Origin of the sequence: Endozoicomonas sp. YOMI1 (assembly GCF_024606345.1) — a bacterium.
GTDB lineage: Bacteria > Pseudomonadota > Gammaproteobacteria > Pseudomonadales > Endozoicomonadaceae > Endozoicomonas.
The window spans coordinates 12,818-30,224 of record NZ_JAHHPM010000381.1 but is presented as its reverse complement, the minus strand read 5'-3'; the positions used below and the strand labels follow the sequence as shown (position 1 = coordinate 30,224).

At 46.6% G+C, this 17,407-nt stretch carries 16 protein-coding genes; 5 read left to right on the top strand and 11 right to left on the bottom strand.

Annotated elements, in window-relative coordinates; all coding sequences use genetic code 11:
• Positions 1-228 precede the first annotated feature (228 nt).
• The 5 genes from pgsA to KDK15_RS13725 all read right to left on the bottom strand — a co-directional run bounded on the left by pgsA (position 229) and on the right by KDK15_RS13725 (position 5,479).
• Positions 229-792, bottom strand: a complete 564-nt coding sequence (gene pgsA / locus KDK15_RS13745) for a CDP-diacylglycerol--glycerol-3-phosphate 3-phosphatidyltransferase (protein ID WP_257295956.1) — start codon at positions 790-792, stop codon at positions 229-231.
• A gap of 175 nt (positions 793-967) precedes the next feature.
• Complete coding sequence (gene uvrC / locus KDK15_RS13740) at positions 968-2,806, bottom strand: excinuclease ABC subunit UvrC (RefSeq protein ID WP_257295955.1); 1,839 nt, start codon at positions 2,804-2,806, stop codon at positions 968-970.
• Positions 2,807-2,975: 169 nt separating this feature from the next.
• A complete protein-coding gene (gene uvrY / locus KDK15_RS13735; RefSeq protein ID WP_257295954.1) occupies positions 2,976-3,617 on the bottom strand; it encodes a UvrY/SirA/GacA family response regulator transcription factor in 642 nt (213 codons plus the stop codon).
• A 183-nt stretch (positions 3,618-3,800) separates the two neighbouring features.
• Positions 3,801-4,730 carry an electron transfer flavoprotein subunit alpha/FixB family protein gene (locus KDK15_RS13730; RefSeq protein ID WP_257295953.1) on the bottom strand — a complete coding sequence of 310 codons (930 nt, stop codon included), beginning with the start codon at positions 4,728-4,730 and terminating at the stop codon, positions 3,801-3,803.
• Positions 4,730-5,479 carry an electron transfer flavoprotein subunit beta/FixA family protein gene (locus KDK15_RS13725; protein ID WP_257295952.1) on the bottom strand — a complete coding sequence of 250 codons (750 nt, stop codon included), beginning with the start codon at positions 5,477-5,479 and terminating at the stop codon, positions 4,730-4,732. Before KDK15_RS13725 ends, KDK15_RS13730 begins: the two co-directional genes overlap by 1 nt.
• Before the next feature lie 427 nt (positions 5,480-5,906).
• On the opposite strand from KDK15_RS13725, the gene KDK15_RS13720 reads away from it, so the two are divergent.
• Entirely contained in the window at positions 5,907-7,565 is a 1,659-nt protein-coding gene (locus KDK15_RS13720; protein WP_257295951.1) for an electron transfer flavoprotein-ubiquinone oxidoreductase, read from the top strand.
• 22 nt (positions 7,566-7,587) lie between these two features.
• On the opposite strand, the gene KDK15_RS13715 is transcribed toward KDK15_RS13720, so the two are convergent.
• Entirely contained in the window at positions 7,588-8,181 is a 594-nt protein-coding gene (locus KDK15_RS13715) for a DUF1285 domain-containing protein (RefSeq protein WP_373691374.1), read from the bottom strand.
• Positions 8,182-8,363: 182 nt separating this feature from the next.
• Here KDK15_RS13715 and KDK15_RS13710 point away from each other — a divergent pair, with 182 nt between their 5' ends.
• Positions 8,364-9,299 carry a YiiX/YebB-like N1pC/P60 family cysteine hydrolase gene (locus KDK15_RS13710; protein ID WP_257295949.1) on the top strand — a complete coding sequence of 312 codons (936 nt, stop codon included), beginning with the start codon at positions 8,364-8,366 and terminating at the stop codon, positions 9,297-9,299.
• A 542-nt stretch (positions 9,300-9,841) separates the two neighbouring features.
• Here the strand turns inward: KDK15_RS13710 and KDK15_RS13705 are convergent.
• Both KDK15_RS13705 and KDK15_RS13700 read right to left on the bottom strand, forming a co-directional pair.
• Positions 9,842-10,120, bottom strand: coding sequence for a 4a-hydroxytetrahydrobiopterin dehydratase (locus tag KDK15_RS13705; RefSeq protein WP_257295948.1), 279 nt, complete (start codon positions 10,118-10,120; stop codon positions 9,842-9,844).
• Positions 10,121-10,366: 246 nt separating this feature from the next.
• Positions 10,367-10,762 (bottom strand): hypothetical protein, encoded by a 396-nt coding sequence (locus tag KDK15_RS13700; RefSeq protein WP_066016598.1) that lies wholly within the window; start codon positions 10,760-10,762, stop codon positions 10,367-10,369.
• Between the two features lie 376 nt (positions 10,763-11,138).
• Between KDK15_RS13700 and aat the strand changes: the two genes are divergently transcribed.
• The 3 genes from aat (at position 11,139) to infA (ending at position 12,883) form a co-directional block, all read left to right on the top strand.
• The gene (aat, locus tag KDK15_RS13695; RefSeq protein ID WP_257295947.1) at positions 11,139-11,855 is read left to right on the top strand and encodes a leucyl/phenylalanyl-tRNA--protein transferase; all 717 of its coding nucleotides are present in this window, start codon (positions 11,139-11,141) and stop codon (positions 11,853-11,855) included.
• A complete protein-coding gene (locus KDK15_RS13690) occupies positions 11,855-12,562 on the top strand; it encodes an arginyltransferase (protein WP_257295946.1) in 708 nt (235 codons plus the stop codon). The genes aat and KDK15_RS13690 overlap by 1 nt, the downstream gene beginning before the upstream one ends.
• Before the next feature lie 102 nt (positions 12,563-12,664).
• Positions 12,665-12,883, top strand: coding sequence for a translation initiation factor IF-1 (infA, locus tag KDK15_RS13685; RefSeq protein WP_020583463.1), 219 nt, complete (start codon positions 12,665-12,667; stop codon positions 12,881-12,883).
• Between the two features lie 37 nt (positions 12,884-12,920).
• Here infA and clpA read toward each other — a convergent pair whose 3' ends face one another.
• From clpA to icd, 3 genes are all read right to left on the bottom strand, one after another.
• Complete coding sequence (gene clpA / locus KDK15_RS13680; protein ID WP_257295945.1) at positions 12,921-15,227, bottom strand: ATP-dependent Clp protease ATP-binding subunit ClpA; 2,307 nt, start codon at positions 15,225-15,227, stop codon at positions 12,921-12,923.
• Between the two features lie 20 nt (positions 15,228-15,247).
• A complete protein-coding gene (gene clpS, locus KDK15_RS13675; protein WP_257295957.1) occupies positions 15,248-15,604 on the bottom strand; it encodes an ATP-dependent Clp protease adapter ClpS in 357 nt (118 codons plus the stop codon).
• 393 nt (positions 15,605-15,997) lie between these two features.
• Positions 15,998-17,254 (bottom strand): NADP-dependent isocitrate dehydrogenase, encoded by a 1,257-nt coding sequence (gene icd / locus KDK15_RS13670; RefSeq protein ID WP_257295944.1) that lies wholly within the window; start codon positions 17,252-17,254, stop codon positions 15,998-16,000.
• Positions 17,255-17,407 lie beyond the last annotated feature (153 nt).

Below are 17,407 nucleotides of genomic sequence, written 5' to 3'. Positions count from 1 at the left end.
AACTCGCGACCTCAACCTTGGCAAGGTTGCGCTCTACCAACTGAGCTATTCCCGCGCACTTTTCAAAAGTCAAAAGTCAAAAATCGAAAATCAAAAGTCAAAAATCAAAAATCAAAAATCAAAAATCAAAAAACAATGCTGGACAACTTGGGCTAACTGCCTGTCAGCGCCCGAACACGAGTCGTATTGTAGGTTTTTTTGCTTTGATGTCAACCACTTTCCGTTACATCAGTCAGGCTTGTTGAACGGAGAAAGATCTGGCCAGGCTGCCTTTAGATAAATATACATAGACCATAGTGTCAGAATTGCTGAAAGGTACAGCAGAACAATACCAAGAAAACCAATCCAGGAATCAACGGGAACTGGTGATAATAGCAGTAAGGTAATGGCTGCCATTTGAGCCATGGTTTTCGCCTTACCGATCATGCTCACAGCTACACTGGTCCGCTTACCCAGTTCAGCCATCCACTCTCTCAGGGCCGAGATGACGATCTCCCGGCCAATAATGACCAGAGCTGGCACCGTGACCCAGAATGCACGAAACTCATCAATCAGCAGGCATAGCGCCGTTGCAACCATTATTTTATCAGCAACCGGATCAAAGAATGCACCGAATGGGGTTGTCTGGTTGAGTCGGCGTGCAAGATACCCATCAAACCAGTCCGTTGCTGCAGCAAAGGCAAATATTCCAGCACAGGCAAGGTAGCTCCACTCAAATGGGAGATAAAAAATAATGACGAGAAATGGAACCAGAACAATTCGTGTTAGTGTTAGAAAATTCGGGACGTTCATAACTACTTAATTAAGCCCTTGTATTGTAAGGCTATGAAGCATTCAGCTGGCAGCCTTGGGACGTTATTGGGAAGGTCTGACATATCGCCTTGCTCTTTCGGGGTGCTCATATAAGGCAAGAAATCAAAGCAGGGAACTCTCTGAGGCATACGGTACACAGTACTACTCCCCGGTGCTAGTCATTATGAAAATATTCATGTATCTGCTGCGCCAGCCTAAGACTAATGCCTTCAACTTTCTTTAATTCTTCGATAGTGGCGCCACTCACTCCATCGCGACCTCCAAAAAACTTCAATAGTGCAGATCGCCTTTTGCTGCCAATACCCGGAATATCTTCCAGCACGGAACGTTTTCTGGCCTTTTGCCTGCGCTGTCGATGCCCGGTGATCGCAAAGCGGTGTGCTTCATCCCTGATCTGCTGTATCAACAGTAATGCCGCCTCAGCACCTTCGGGATTGAGCTCCTGGTCCCGGTAAATCAGTGTTTCAAGTCCTGGCTTCCGGGTCACTCCCTTAGCTACGCCAAGCAAGGGAATCTGCAGTCGAAGTCTGGTCATTACCTCCGAAGCCTTTCCTAACTGCCCCTTCCCCCCATCAATAATGATAAGATCCGGCTTTGCCCCCTCCCCTGCCTCAGCCAGTTTCGGATAACGCTTATCAAGAGCCATTGCCATGGCGGCATAATCATCACCAGGCTCTATACCAGCGATATTGTAACGCCGGTATTCACTGAACACAGGCCCATCCGGACCAAATACCACACAGGATGCAACGGTTGCTTCCCCCATGGTATGACTGATGTCAAAACACTCCATACGCAGAATGGGGTTCTCAATGCCCAGCAAATCCTTAAGTTGCGCGTATCGCTGGTTGAGATGGCTCTTACTCGCCAGGTGACTTTCAAGATTCTGCAGCGCATTTTTATTGGCCAGACTTAACCAATCGTGTCGTTCAGAACGAACTTTGTCCTTGATTTTGATTTTCTTATCAGAAACAGCCTTGATCGCTTCTTCAATAGTATCTGCACCGGTTAGCTCAAACGGAACCACTATCTCCTGGGGAAAATCACGACTGCCAAACAGTCTTACATAGAACTGGGCCATAAAATCTTCCAGATAATCGGACCGTTCAGCTTCCAGCTTAAAATCAGGAAAGTAATACTTATGACCAAGCACCCTGCCAGAACGAACAAAGAGCACGTCAAAACAGGTATTGGCACCCATTTGAGCAAATCCGATCACATCGATATCACCGGCTGATTTGGTTACCGTCTGCTGTTCCTGAACAGCCCTGAGGTGATTGATTTTATCCCGGGTTGCCGCTGCCTCTTCAAAATCCAGCGATTCCGCAGCAACTTCCATGCGTTTTATCAGCGAACGGATTAACTGCTGGTTTTTGCCATCCAGGAATTGCCGGGTATCCTCAAGATCCTGCTGGTACTCTTCTTTTGAGACCAGGCCAACACAGGGTGCCTTGCAACGGTTGATTTGATATTGCAGGCAGGGCCGGGTCCTATTTTTGAAATAGATATCAGTACATTGACGTATTTTAAAAATCTTCTGAAGCAGGTGCAGGCTTTCCCGAACCGCTCCGCTACTGGGGTAAGGTCCATAATACTGGCCTTTCTGTCGTTTACGTCCACGACAGGAGTCCATCCTGGGAAAATCATCATCACCGGAAATATAGATATAGGGGTATGACTTATCATCCCTCAGCAAAATGTTGTATGGCGGCTTTCTGTCTTTTATCAGGTTTTGCTCAAGCAGCAGCGCCTCAGTTTCAGTGTGGGTAATCGTCAGTTGAATATCAGCAATCTTGCTTACCAAAGCCATGGTTTTGGTGGTAAGACCCGTTGCTCTGAAGTAGCTTGAGAGGCGATTTTTAAGATTTTTCGCTTTACCGATATAGAGTGTTTTGCCACTCTGATCACGCATATCGTAGACACCCGGACGGCTCGACACCTTTTCCAGAAATGATTTGTGGTCAAACTTTTTGCTTTCTTCACTACCTGTCATGAACCACCAGACAACGGTTATCAAATCACCTGCTCATTATATCGTCACAGCGCTTTAGAAACGAATAAGCCTGCATTTTCCAGTACAGGTAACAGGAATTTTGGGTATAAGCACCGGGAGTAGAGAAAGGAACTCAACAAGAGGTTCATCAGAGCCTATAAGGAAGCATTCATTCTATGGTATCTACCAGGTCATGGCGAATAGCCAAGTGTGTCAGCTCTACATCACTGGTAATATTCAGCTTTTCAAACATCCGGTAGCGATAGCTATTCACCGTCTTGGGACTCAGGCATAGCTTATCGGATATTGTCTGTACTTTCTCGCAATTAACAATCATAAGAGCTATCTGCATTTCGCGATGAGAGAGCTGATTGAATGGTGACGCACTGTCTGGCTCAATAGCTTTCAAAGCCATTTGCTGAGCAATTTCCGGGGAAATGTATTTCTTTCCGGTAAATACCGTTCGAATGGCCGTAACCATTTCGGTAATATTTGAACTTTTGGTGACGTAACCTGAAGCGCCGGCTTCAAGCAGCCTGGTTGGAAAGGGGTCATCCGTACAGACGGTTACTGCAATGATTTTTGCATGAGGGTTGATCTGGCAGATTTTCCGGGTTGCTTCGAGGCCACCAATTCCAGGCATTCTTACATCCATTAACGTAACATCCGGAGCGAGTTCCCGATAAAGGCTAATAGCATCTTCACCACTGACAGCCTGGGCAACAATTTCAATGCCATCAACATCGGCCAACATGCGAGAGATTCCAGTTCTCACCAAATCATGATCATCCGCAACCAGAACTCGTATCACAATCTACCCCGGTACGTTTCTTATAGTTTTACTGTGAACGATTATGCACAGAGTTGCCAAGTCTTGAAACCCCCAGATAAAAAAAAGACATATGACTGATAGAAAAACTTTATTTAATCAATAAAAAAACCACCACTTCCAAAGAAAGCGGTGGTTTTTTTTAGATGGCAGTTGTCTTGTTGATTAGAGCTTGCCTTCAAGTTCCGGAATAGCTTCAAACAGGTCTGCTACCAGACTATAGTCTGCAACCTGGAATATTGGCGCTTCTTCATCTTTGTTGATAGCAACAATGACTTTACTGTCCTTCATTCCAGCCAGATGTTGAATGGCTCCGGAGATACCAACGGCAACATACAGCTTGGGCGCAACAATCTTACCAGTTTGTCCGACCTGCATGTCGTTGGGCACATAGCCTGCATCCACAGCAGCACGGGAAGCACCGACCGCAGCACCAAGTTTATCCGCTACTTTGTAAAGTAACTCGAAGTTTTCTCCATTACCCATGCCGCGACCACCAGACACAATGATGTCCGCAGCCGCCAGTTCAGGGCGATCAGACTGTGCCAGCTCTTCGCTGACAAAGCTCGATACCCCTGCATCATGACTGCTGGCGACGGTTTCTATACTGGCAGATCCACCTTCAGCAGAAACCGGGTCGAAACCAGTGCCACGAACAGTAATAACCTTGATGGGTGCACTGGACTGGACCGTGGCAATAGCATTACCGGCGTAGATCGGACGGGCAAAAGTATCATCACTTTCCACACGGATGATGTCGGATATCTGATCGACATCCAGTAAAGCTGCCACCCGTGGCATCATATTTTTGGCATCGGTTGAGGTTGATGCCAGTATGTGAGAATGATCCTTGCCCAGTTCAGTAACCAGCAGGCTGACATTTTCTGCAAGTCGGTTTTCCAGTGCGGCATTCTCGGCCAGTAAGACTTTTGATACACCAGACACTGCAGAGGCCTGCTCTGCAACCCCACTACAGCCGAATCCTGCAACCAGCAGGTGAATCTCTCCTCCGATTGCGGTGGCAGCTGCGACCGTATTCAGAGTTCCCGCTCCAAGAGTGCTGTTATCATGATCAGCAACGACTAATATGGCCATTAGATCACCTTCGCCTCATTTTTTAATTTTTCTACCAGCTCATCTACGCTGGCCACCTTGATACCAGCCTGTCGCTCAGCAGGTGGCTCTACTTTGATCGTCGTTAAAGTAGACGACACCGATACACCCAGATCTTCTGGCGATTTGACATCCAGAGGCTTACGCTTGGCTTTCATAATGTTGGGCAGTGATGCGTAACGCGGCTCATTCAGGCGCAAATCCGTGGTAATCACTGCGGGCAGCTTCAGACTTAACGTCTGTAAACCACCGTCCACTTCACGGGTAACATTAACATTGTCACCGTCAACATTGACCTCTGAGGCATACGTTGCCTGAGACATACCGGCAAGTGCAGCAAGCATCTGACCGGTCTGGCCATTGTCACTGTCGATGGATTGTTTACCCAGAAGAACAAGGTCAGGTTTTTCGTCATCCACAATGGCCTTAAGCAGTTTGGCAACTGCCAGGGAACCCAGGAGCTGATCAGTCTGAACCTGAATGCCGCGGTCTGCACCAAGAGCCAGCGCTGTTCGTATCTGCTCCTGGCACTCTTTGGCACCAAGGGATACGGCAACGATTTCTGTGGCGACACCTTTCTCTTTTAGTCTTACTGCTTCTTCAACAGCAATTTCACAGAAAGGGTTGATTGCCATTTTGACGTTGGTGAGATCGACGTCAGTGTTATCCGCCTTCACTCGAACCTTGACGTTATAGTCAATGACTCTTTTGACGGCTACTAATATTTTCATGAGTTCGCAGCCTTCCCTTCTCGTTATTGGCTTGGTCTTGAATTATCGAGCAGATAACGAACAACCGGACAGACAAATTTTATTATCATTCAGCAACCTGTGTTCACACATCTGCAGGAGCGCAGTCTACCAGCACGTCAATAAGGGTTCAAACGTATGTTTCAACCAGTTCACGCAGATGTTCTTATTAAAGACACATGTCTGCTACTATGCATCATCTGAAATCCACCGATTTCTGCTGGCTGCAGAAAAGTACTCGGGACAAGATAGCAGCTGTTTAGCAGCCGGAACATTTCCGCCCATAGGTATTAATAACTAATGACGTATTGTTCATTCGGGGAAACACTGAGTATAATGCCAAGCAATTTCAAACAGTTGTTTGAATGCCATTCTGAAAAATAACACTCCGACAGGGAGGAAGCTCATCATGGAACGCGAATCCATGGCATTTGATGTCGTTATCGTGGGTGCAGGCCCTTCCGGTTTGTCGGCCGCCTGTCGGCTGATGCAATTGTCTCAGGAGCAGAATAAAGAGCTTAGCGTCTGTGTTGTTGAGAAAGGTTCCGAAGTTGGCGCTCATATCCTCTCAGGCGCAGTGTTTGAACCAACGGCTCTTAATGAGTTGTTTCCCAATTGGAAAGAGCTGGGTGCGCCGTTAAATACTCCGGTTTCATCCGATGATATTTATGTACTTCGTTCTGAAGAAAAATCGATAAAAGTACCCAACCTTTTTGTGCCTAAAACCATGCACAATAAAGGTAATTTCATCATAAGTCTCGGTAATCTCACCCGCTGGCTGGCTGAGCAGGCCGAGTCACTTGGGGTGGAAATTTTTCCGGGATTTGCCGCCCAGGAAGTGCTGTTTAATGATGATGGCAGTGTAAAGGGCATAGCAACCGGAGATATGGGGATTTCAGCCTCCGGTGAAGAGAAAGACAGCTTTATGCCAGGTATGGAGCTGCACGCCAAATATACGCTCTTTTCCGAAGGATGCCGTGGGCATTTGGGCAAGCAACTCATCAGCCATTTTAAGCTTGATGAGGGGCGTGATCCTCAACATTATGGCATCGGCATTAAAGAACTGTGGGATATTACACCAGAAAAGCACCAACAGGGTCTGGTGGTTCATACTGCTGGCTGGCCACTGGCTGAAAGCGGCTCTACCGGTGGCGGATTCCTCTATCATCTGGAGAATAACCAGGTGGTTCTGGGCCTTATTACCGATTTGAGCTATTCAAATCCGCACCTTAATCCCTTTGAAGAATTCCAGAGATTCAAAAAGAGTCCAGTTATCAAACAGTACCTGGAAGGTGGAAAACGGGTTTCCTATGGAGCAAGAGCGCTGGCTAAAGGAGGGCCGCAGTCATTACCTGAAATGGCTTTCCCGGGTGGACTCTTGATTGGTTGTGACGCCGGAACCATGAATGGGGCAAAAATAAAAGGCTCCCATACCGCTATGAAATCCGGCATGATTGCAGCAGAAGAAGTGTTCAAGTCGGTGAGTGCAGGCTCTGAGGGTGGCATTAAACTGGAATCCTTTGATGAGGCGTTCAAAGCTTCCTGGCTTTATAAAGAACTGCATCAGCAGCGGAATTTCGGTCCGGCCATGCATAAATTTGGTAACATCTTTGGTGCCGCCTTTGCTTTTGCCGACCTTAATATCTTCAATGGCAAATTGCCATTCACCCTGCACGATACGACTCCGGATTATGCCCAGCTTAAACCAGCGGCAGAGTCCAGCCCTATCAACTATCCCAAACCTGATGGCGTTATCACCTTTGACCGTTTGAGTTCAGTGTTCCTTTCGAATACTAACCACGAGGAAGACCAGCCCTGCCACCTGAAGCTTGCAGACGCGACCATTCCGCTAAAGCAAAACCTTCCGGTTTATGATGAGCCTGCGCAAAGGTACTGTCCTGCCGGGGTTTATGAGATTGTTGTTGATGAGGATAGCGGGGAAAACCGGTTTCAGATCAACAGCCAGAACTGTGTTCACTGTAAGACCTGTGACATCAAGGATCCCGCTCAGAATATCACCTGGATTGCCCCGGAAGGTGCTGGTGGCCCGAATTATCCAAACATGTGATTTTTCCTGAAATGAGGGTGGTTCAGCCACCCTCAACAATTCCCAGGGAATAATATTGCCCCTGGCTTCGAATATTCAGCTCTATTCCCCCCGCTACCGGGGTTTCAATGGCTTCTTCCACTAACTGGTAAAACACATTGCGATTTACCAACGCATCCAGCCGATCTCTCACCCGGATATAAGGCATAAACTCATCGGTTTCCAAGTTTTTCATCATTCTCAGATCGTGCTCATTGCTCAGCACCACTTCATCTCCAACATTGGTGGTAAACAGGTATTCTGGCCCATTCGTACCATCTCGAACCTCTGCAGAAACCGCGACAAATGGCACATCATCCACCTGAATTCTTACTTTTTCTACCGGAGTGACCAGATAGTAATGGCCATCATCATCATGCCTGAGAACAGAAGCAAATAGTTTCACCATTGATTCCCTGCCAATGGGGGAGCCATTGTAGTGCCAACGGCCATCCCGACTAATGCGCATATCAATATCACCACAGAAAGGAGGATTCCAGCTGTGTACAGGAGGCAACCCTTTTTTTTTATTCAAAAACTGCAGATTTGCAACAATATCTTTTGGCTTTGATCGATTGCTCACAAAGCGTACTCCCATGCTTGCTGGCTATTCAGCCAATTATTATGCCTTATTTGGCAATAACAAATTTTTGATGTTTTTCAGGGTGCTTGCCATCAAGCAGATGAACTCATGAAAAAATGTCAAATTTATCTCTATTTATAATTTAAATAATAACCAATGCTAACATAAAGAAATAAATATTGGCTTAGGACTGGAGCATGGAACTCTTCAAAATGGTTGTGGGATGCCTTACTGACTGGCTAAGTCGTAACGTTCAGGAAAGGACAAGCCCCCTGTGCGATTTTGAACGTATCAGGCATGAAATTAAGCCCTGCGATGTTCTGTTGGTCGAAGGAAGATCCAGAGTCAGTCGGGTCATTAAGCAAACCACCCAAAGCCCCTGGTCCCATGCCATGCTTTACCTTGGCCGACTTCACGATATTGAGGATGATAGAATTCGCCAGGTTGTCAGTGAATCCTATGGCGGCTCCCCTGATGAACAACTGATCATTGAGAGTGAACTGGGAATTGGTACCACTATCCAACCCCTGAAAAACTATGAAGGGGAACATTTGCGAATATGCCGCCCGAAAGGTCTGAGTTATAGCGACAGCCAGAAAGTCATACACTATGCGACCAGCCGCCTGGGCATGGATTACAACGTCCGACAGATTCTCGATCTTGCCCGGTTCTTCTTCCCCTACTCTTTTCTACCCAGAAGGCTTGGCTCTTCGTTGTTTCAGCATTCTCCGGGTCAGGAAACAAAAACCGTTTGCTCAACCATGATTGCTGAAGCCTTTAGTTTTATTCATTTTCCCATCCTGCCTCTGGTTAAACATGATGGTGATTCTGGCGTACAACTCTTTCAACGGAATCCAAAGCTTTGCACGCCCAGTGACTTCGATTACTCTCCCTATTTTCAGATTATCAAGTATCCATTTCTCGATTACAGTCATCATGCAGATTATCGGCTATTGCCCTGGCATGGTCAGAGGGTGCTGGAGGGTCGAGAAGCGGATTTTTATATGTCTTCCCAGCAAATTGAGCAGCTACAGAAAGAAAGCACTGTGGATCATGAAACTTTGGGTGATGCGGCCTTCCTCTCCCCTGATAAGAAAGATATTGGTGAGAGTGGCTCTGTTTCAACCCACTGACAACCTCAAGCGGAAGCTTCCACTTGTTCAAGTTCATCATTTTCTGTGCTTTTGCCACTCAATAAATGCCATACATTCAGACAAAAACAGGCAATGCTCACTTATCTATGCCTTACTAATTAAAAATCTTTAAGAGCCTTATGGATCAAGGGCTCAAACATAAAAGACAACAGAAACAAAAAAGAAACCCGCGATTCTGGGGGAAGAATACACGGGCTAAGACCATTAGGAGTGAAACATAGGTACACAATCCAAGTACCAAGGTCATTACTGACCTAGACTGGTCTGGTCGTAGGGGGAAGTCGATCAAACCAGCAACGTAAGTATGATTCAGAATCAAAATACGTCCATTGAAGATTAAGATCTTTTTATAATATTAAGAGAAATTTAAAGAAGTCATTATCTCACGGTCCCAGTTCGTCATTAGGGTGCGTAATTTAAAGCGCGCATAGCCACTCTCAAAGCATGATGGCTCAAGGCACTGACTTCACGCACGCTGAGACGCAGTCAACTCTGGGCAGATTACCCAGAGTGGCAGGAAATCAGGAAACGGGGGTATTCATCTGTTCATATAAAGCATCGCAGCGCTGTGCCAATGCTCGATCAATAGCAAGCACGCCACTGCCCTCATCTGACTGATGGGTTCCCCAGGCAACAGTTACCTTGCCCCACTCAATAACAATTCGCGGATGGTGGACATGAGCTTCAGCCAGACAGGCAATGGCGTTACAGAATGCCAAAGCTCGAGAGTATTTTTTAAATACAAAGGATTTTTCAATATGATCAATGCTGTCATATTGACAGGAAACCCAGTCATTCATAAGTGCACTCCTGTTATTGAATAAAAACCAAAACTTAGTCTAATTCAAATATAAGGGGATAACACCAGAAATGCAGGTATGCATATTGCCTGGTCATGCTATGGAGAAATTGCACAAGCCCAGCGAGGCAGTCTATAACTGCAAGGAACTTGCGGTGCGCTGACCGGCAACAACCCAAAGCATGGGGTGAGCAGTTGCCGGATGCCTACTGAACTGCCAAGAGTCACTGGTAATCCAGGTTAGGAATTACGCCTTTTCAGTTTCTGCTTCAGCCTCTTCAGACTTCAGTTGCTCAAGCTCCTGAGTTGCGGTATTAAGCTGCTGGGTAAGCTGCTTTTGTTTGGTTTTCAGGCCACTGTTTTCACCAGTAAGCGTGCGATTCTGTTCTTGAAGACGCTTGATCTGCTTCTTCATTCGATCAGGATTGCTGGCTCTCAGATCTTTCAGTTCATTTTCCATGTTTTTCAGCTGGGCAGCAGCTTTTTCAGCTTTCTTTTCGGCAGTTTCCAGGCGCGATTTGAGCTGGCTTACTTCCCGGTTATGCTGCTCTGTAATTTCAATAAGAGCTGCCAGGCGTTGCTGTTCAATGATATCCATTTCACTGCTTGTATCAATGCTTCCGCCCATGCTCAGGGTACCCATAGATTCGATTACCTCCGGGGGGTTTTATAAGATAGGAAATAATAAAAAGCTTCCACCAGCGCGAGAGTTACGCACTGAAGCGAGAGAAATGTTAAGAAGATATGAGTTATTCTTCATTAAGCGGCTGGTTAAAAGCAGAATATCAGTAGACTAGGTGGCGCAGTCTAATACATAAAAAGGAATATTGAAAGGCTTATCTGAAAAATGAACGGATAACTTTGGATGTTCAGAGGAATTTTTTACCAAATTGCAGCTATATATGGCTAACTTGCAAATTCATGGGCTAAGTCCGGGTTATAAGGTATTCTGATGAGAGCAGTAATCATGATACCGCACCAATACACTCAAACAGCTTGATAAAACAACACTTTAGATAATGCCTGAGACAATAACACTTTTGCCAGATCATGTTATCGGCTTCCCTCCCCTTGAGCATGCGCTTAAACAGCCGGACGGGCTTTTAGCCATTGGGGGTAATCTTGAGGTGGACACTTTGATAATGGCTTATCAGCAAGGCATTTTTCCATGGTTTAATGAGGGCGACCCTATTTTATGGTGGTCACCATCCCCACGAATGGTGTTGAAGCCGGGAGAGCTGTATTTATCCCGCTCATTACGAAAGCTGCTGCGAAAAAGTCTCTACCAGGTTACTTTTGATTACGACTTTCCTGCTGTTATAACGGCCTGCTCAAGTATCCGCAGGGACTCGGAAGGGACCTGGATTACCGATGAGATGATAGATGCTTATACCGCTTTGCATGATGCCGGACATGCGCACTCTGTTGAGGTCTGGCAAGAAGACAGGCTGGTTGGTGGGCTTTATGGGGTAGCTCAAGGGCGAATTTTTTTCGCGGAATCCATGTTCAGCAGGGAAAGCAATACCTCCAAAATTGCCATGACAGCCCTTTCTGAACAGCTTTTAGACTGGCAGTTTGAACTGATTGACTGTCAGGTCTATTCAGACCATTTGGGCTCTCTTGGAGCCAGGTTGATATCAAGATCCAGATTTGTGGATTATTTGAACCACTATTGCCTACAGGCACCTTCCTGTGCAGACTGGAAACAGGAGTGGCAATGGAATGACCTTCGATAATGAGCCAGTATAAGAATCTCAAATTTTATGCCACACAACCCCATGAATGCAGTTACCTGCCAGAGGAGCAGGCAACCACACTATTTATGGATCCGGAAATTCCGTTGCACAAAGAGTTGTGCAGTGATCTTGCCGACGTTGGGTTTCGACGAAGTGGCCAGCATATTTACCGCCCCCACTGCAGCCGCTGCAGGGCCTGCATACCGGCAAGAATCCCCGTAGATGCCTTTCAAATGAGAAGAACGCAGCGAAAGACCTGGAATCGCAACTCTACACTGAGAGTTGCCAAAGTTACTGCGGACTTTCAGGATGAGCATTACCTGCTCTATGAAAAATATATCAATCAATGTCACCAGGATGGTGATATGTATCCTGCAACGATTGAACAGTACACCTCTTTCCTGGTTGAAAGTACCGAATTCACCTCATTCTATGAATTCCGTTTAGATGAGCAATTGCTTGCAGTATCGGTGGTGGATCATTTACGAAGCAGTCTTTCTGCAATTTACACCTTTTACGACCCTGATTGCTCACAACGCAGCCTTGGTCGATATTGTATTTTATGGCTTATCTCTCAGACCAGCAAACTCGGGCTACCCTATCTCCATCTGGGGTATTGGATCCGAAGCTGCCAGAAAATGAATTACAAAATCGAATACCGTCCCGTGGAGCTTTATGTCAGTCAGGAATGGCAACAATTGAAATAATACGACTGACAGCAAAGGGTGCTTTGCTTTACAAATTGTTTTCAGGCAGAATGCCCAACAAATTTAACCAAGCCGTACCAACCCCTTTGAGGTAGTTATTTAATGGCAAAAGAAGAGAGTCTGGAAATGGAGGGTGTCGTTATTGACACCCTCCCTAATACTATGTTTCGTGTAGAACTGGAAAATGGTCATGTTGTTACCGCGCACATCTCGGGAAAAATGCGCAAGAACTACATCCGAATTCTGACTGGCGACCGGGTGAAGGTAGAACTGACGCCATACGACCTGACTAAAGGCCGTATCACTTACCGTTCTCGCTAACAGCGGTGCTCACCCCTGAGCACCTACCTGCTGTCTTCTAACCTGCTCCACCATCAATTGCCTCCAGATCTGAAGCCCTGCTTTTGGCTGCCTCAAACTTGAGATGCAACTCTCCCTTGCGAACAGTTACTTTCACATTACCACCATGCTCGGCAAGCTTTCCGAACAGAATTTGTTCCGCCATGGGCTTTTTCAAGTGTTCCTGAATAACACGCCCCATAGGTCTTGCTCCCATTTGGCGATCAAACCCTTTCTCCGCCAGCCAGCTGCGGGCCTTGTCATCAACATCCAGCTGCACGCGCTTTTCATCCAGCTGAGCCTGAAGTTCAGTAAGGAATTTATCAACCACGTGCTTGATAATTTCATCATTGAGTGAGGCAAAGGGAATAATGGCGTCCAGACGATTTCTGAATTCAGGCGTGAAGGTTTTCTTAATGGCCTCATTGCCGTCAGTGGTATGATCCTGCTCAAGAAAGCCCATCGAGCTTCTTGTCATGTTTTCAGCACCAGCATTGGTGGTCATGATCAGAATCACATTCCTGAAATCAGCCTTACGACCATTGTTGTCTGTCAGGGTGCCATGATCCATAACCTGCAGTAACAGGTTAAAAACATCGGAGTGCCCCTTCTCTATTTCATCGAGCAACAATACGCAGTGCGGCGTTTTATTGATGGCTTCTGTTAACAGGCCGCCCTGATCAAACCCGACATAACCCGGAGGCGCCCCTATAAGGCGTGATACAGTGTGAGCCTCCATATACTCAGACATATCAAAGCGTACGAGTTCAATACCCAGGGCTTTGGCCAGTTGGCGACAAACCTCTGTTTTACCGACACCGGTCGGCCCGGAAAACAGGAAGGAGCCAACTGGTTTTTCAGGTGCTTTGAGGCCTGCTCTTGAAAGCTTGATAGCCGTGGATAATGAAGTGATTGCTTCGTCCTGTCCGAATACCACCATTTTCAAATTACGCTCAAGCTTGCCGAGCAGTTCCTTGTCAGAGGAAGACACAGACTTTGGCGGAATTCGGGCCATATTGGCGACAATCTTTTCCACATCGTCGACATCAATAACTTTCTTCCGCTCGGACTCAGGCTGAAGCCTCTGATACGCACCTGCTTCATCAATAACGTCAATGGCTTTATCGGGCATATGACGGTCATTTATGTAGCGGTCTGCCAGTTCAGCTGCTGCCTTCAGGGCTTCATCCTGATACTTGATAGCATGATGCTCTTCGAACTTCTTTTTCAGTCCCAGTAATATCTGGAAGGTGTCTTCAACGTTCGGCTCGATAATATCCACTTTCTGGAATCTTCTTGCCAGTGCCCGATCTTTTTCAAAGATCCCGCGAAACTCCTGAAATGTGGTAGAACCAATACAGCGCAGTTCGCCAGAAGTCAGCATTGGTTTCAGAAGGTTTGACGCATCCATCACTCCACCGGATGCAGCACCTGCACCGATGATGGTATGAATTTCATCGATAAAGAGAATTGCATGATCCAGTTTCTTAAGTTCACCGAGTAACTGCTTGAATCGCTTCTCAAAATCACCACGATACTTGGTTCCAGCCAGCAGCGAACCCAGGTCGAGGGAGTAAACAACAGCCTTGGACAAAACCTCAGGCACGTCACCATCAATAATCCGGCGGGCCAGACCCTCAGCAATGGCCGTTTTCCCTACCCCGGCCTCGCCAACCAGTAAAGGGTTGTTTTTCCGGCGACGGGTAAGGATCTGGCAGACCCGCTCAACTTCTTCAGCCCGACCAACCAGAGGGTCAATTCTACCAAGACGCGCTTGATCATTCAGATCGGTAGCATACAGTTTGAGGGGGTTCTTGTTGCTGCCACTACCACTCTCCGGCTCAATATCATCGGACAGGTCATGACCAAGCTCTTCAAGCTCCTGACCTGGCGTCTTGGAGATACCGTGGGCAATAAAATTAACAACGTCTATGCGGGCCACATCCTGTTGCTTCAGGAAGTAAACAGCCTGACTTTCCTGCTCACTGAAAATAGCGACAAGTACGTTGGCGCCAGTAACTTCCTTTTTACCAGAGCTTTGCACATGAAAAACAGCACGCTGCAGTACTCTCTGAAAACCAAGCGTTGGCTGCGTTTCACGCTCATTGTCATCATCGGGGATTAATGGGGTCGTTGAGCTGACAAACTCAGTGAGATCCTGGCGAAGTTTATGAAGATCAATTCCACAGGAAACCAGGACTCTTGTTGCGGACTCATTATCAAGTAAAGCAAGTAAAAGATGCTCAACCGTCATAAATTCATGACGATTATCACGGGCGTCTTTAAATGCATTATTCAGTGTTGCTTCGAGGTCTTTGTTAAGCATATGGTGTAACCTTGAAAACGCTAATCGGCCTTTTCTGTCTTGCACAGCAGGGGATGGTCGTTTTCTCTGGAATATTCATTAACCTGCTGAGCCTTGGTTTCCGCGACATCTTTGCTGTATACACCACAAACGGCTTTTCCCTGGGTATGTACCATCAGCATAATTTGAGTCGCCTTCCCTTCTGGCATACTGAAAAACTTCTCCAGTACCTCAACAACAAAATCCATTGGTGTAAAATCATCATTCAGGAGCAAGACCTGATACATGGGAGGGGGAGCCAGTCTAGTTTTTTCCGGAACGACTGCAACGCCCAGATCACCTTCCTGTTCCTCTCCCTCTTTTTGCAAGCTTAGACGAAACAGTTCGAGATTACTCATGGTTTTATGACTGCCAACCTTAATTTGCAACTTAACTGTCTGGTAACCAACAGCACACTCATGGCACCGCAAGTATTTACTACTGCCAATCATAAAAGCTAATCATAAAAACAACGAGCACAAATTACTGATCGGCACGGTTTACAGACATTTGATGACAGAAGATAAATTAGTGCACACCTACTAAGAAATTGACAAATTTGCCAGGATTTCTCTTCTCATTCTAAAGATACTGGAGCAAATCACAATGATCGACTTTCGAAAATTGATCGAATGACTCACAGCAACAGGAGATAAACGTAGGTAGAAAGTACAATAAAAATGGGGGGGATAAAATATATTAAAGCCGGAAATGAATTTCCGGCTTTAACTGATGAAAAGTTAACTGAAAATTTACATGTGGTTAATTATTTCATCGGCAAACTCAGAGCACTTAACTAACTTTGCCCCCCCCATCAGTCGCTCAAAATCATAGGTAACAGTCTTGGCACCGATGGCGCCATCCATACCCTTAATGATGAGATCTGCCGCTTCATTCCAACCCAGGTGACGAAGCATCATTTCAGCAGAAAGAATGACGGAACCCGGGTTTACCTTATCCTGGCCTGCATACTTTGGAGCAGTACCATGAGTGGCTTCAAATACGGCAGTTGGCGCACCGATATTGGCTCCAGGAGCAATACCGATACCGCCAACCTGGGCAGCAAGCGCATCAGAAATGTAGTCGCCATTCAGGTTCAGGGTGGCAATGACATCATACTCTGCCGGGCGCAGGAGAATCTGCTGCAGGAAAGCGTCAGCAATCACATCTTTGATGACAATATCTTCACCGGTATTCGGGTTTTTGACAGTATGCCATGGACCACCATCAAGAGGCTGACCACCGAAGTATTCAACAGCTGTCTGATAGCCCCAATCCTTAAAGGCTCCTTCCGTAAACTTCATGATATTACCCTTATGAACCAGGGTAACGGATTTACGGTTGTTATCGATGGCAAACTGGATCGCCTGCTTCACCAGACGCTCGGTGCCCTCTTTTGAAACAGGCTTGACACCAATACCACAATCTTGCTCAAAACGGATTTTGTTAACGCCCATTTCATTGCGCAGGAAGTTGATCAGCTTTTCGGCTTCTGCACTGCCAGCCTGCCACTCGATACCCGCATAGATATCTTCCGAGTTTTCACGGAAGATAACCATGTCCGTTTTTTCAGGTTCTTTTACCGGGCTTGGTACGCCCTTGAACCAGCGCACAGGACGAATGCAGGCGAACAGGTCCAGCTCCTGACGAAGCGCCACATTCAGCGAGCGAATACCACCACCAACCGGCGTTGTCAAAGGGCCCTTAATGCTGACAACATACTCTTTGAGAGCCTCAAGCGTTTCTTCCGGTAGCCAGGTGTTGTCATCGTAAATCTGAGTGGCCTTCTCACCGCAGAAGACTTCCATCCACTCAATTTTCCGTTTCCCTTTATAGGCATTCTTTACAGCAGCATCAACAACTTTCAGCATGGCTGGTGAAACGTCAGCTCCAATACCGTCGCCTTCAATAAAAGGAATGACTGGGGTATCGGGAACATTCAGGGAGAGGTCCTCGTTGACAGTGATTTTGTCACCGCTGGCAGGTACCTTGATCTTTTGGTATCCCATTATCAACTCCGTTCTCAAATCATCGGCTTGGCCAGATGAAAGACTGGTTCAACGCTTCTTGTCGTTATTTAAAGCATGCAGCCATGCCCAACAACAATGTCAGTAAGGTAGAAGCATTACTGAAAACGTCAAACTGACCACACAAAAACGCGT

Bases quoted from the DNA above. Each gene is read 5' to 3' on its own strand.
- KDK15_RS13730 (WP_257295953.1), bottom strand. From the start codon at position 4,730: ATGGCCATATTAGTCGTTGCTGATCATGATAACAGCACTCTTGGAGCG.
- KDK15_RS13690 (WP_257295946.1), top strand. From the start codon at position 11,855: ATGAGCCAGTATAAGAATCTCAAATTTTATGCCACACAACCCCATGAA.
- KDK15_RS13720 (WP_257295951.1), top strand. From the start codon at position 5,907: ATGGAACGCGAATCCATGGCATTTGATGTCGTTATCGTGGGTGCAGGC.
- clpS (WP_257295957.1), bottom strand. From the start codon at position 15,604: ATGAGTAATCTCGAACTGTTTCGTCTAAGCTTGCAAAAAGAGGGAGAG.
- uvrC (WP_257295955.1), bottom strand. From the start codon at position 2,806: ATGACAGGTAGTGAAGAAAGCAAAAAGTTTGACCACAAATCATTTCTG.
- KDK15_RS13700 (WP_066016598.1), bottom strand. From the start codon at position 10,762: ATGGGTACCCTGAGCATGGGCGGAAGCATTGATACAAGCAGTGAAATG.
- KDK15_RS13710 (WP_257295949.1), top strand. From the start codon at position 8,364: ATGGAACTCTTCAAAATGGTTGTGGGATGCCTTACTGACTGGCTAAGT.
- aat (WP_257295947.1), top strand. From the start codon at position 11,139: ATGCCTGAGACAATAACACTTTTGCCAGATCATGTTATCGGCTTCCCT.
- clpA (WP_257295945.1), bottom strand. From the start codon at position 15,227: ATGCTTAACAAAGACCTCGAAGCAACACTGAATAATGCATTTAAAGAC.
- KDK15_RS13715 (WP_373691374.1), bottom strand. From the start codon at position 8,181: ATGGGAGTACGCTTTGTGAGCAATCGATCAAAGCCAAAAGATATTGTT.
- infA (WP_020583463.1), top strand. From the start codon at position 12,665: ATGGCAAAAGAAGAGAGTCTGGAAATGGAGGGTGTCGTTATTGACACC.
- KDK15_RS13705 (WP_257295948.1), bottom strand. From the start codon at position 10,120: ATGAATGACTGGGTTTCCTGTCAATATGACAGCATTGATCATATTGAA.
- icd (WP_257295944.1), bottom strand. From the start codon at position 17,254: ATGGGATACCAAAAGATCAAGGTACCTGCCAGCGGTGACAAAATCACT.
- KDK15_RS13725 (WP_257295952.1), bottom strand. From the start codon at position 5,479: ATGAAAATATTAGTAGCCGTCAAAAGAGTCATTGACTATAACGTCAAG.
- pgsA (WP_257295956.1), bottom strand. From the start codon at position 792: ATGAACGTCCCGAATTTTCTAACACTAACACGAATTGTTCTGGTTCCA.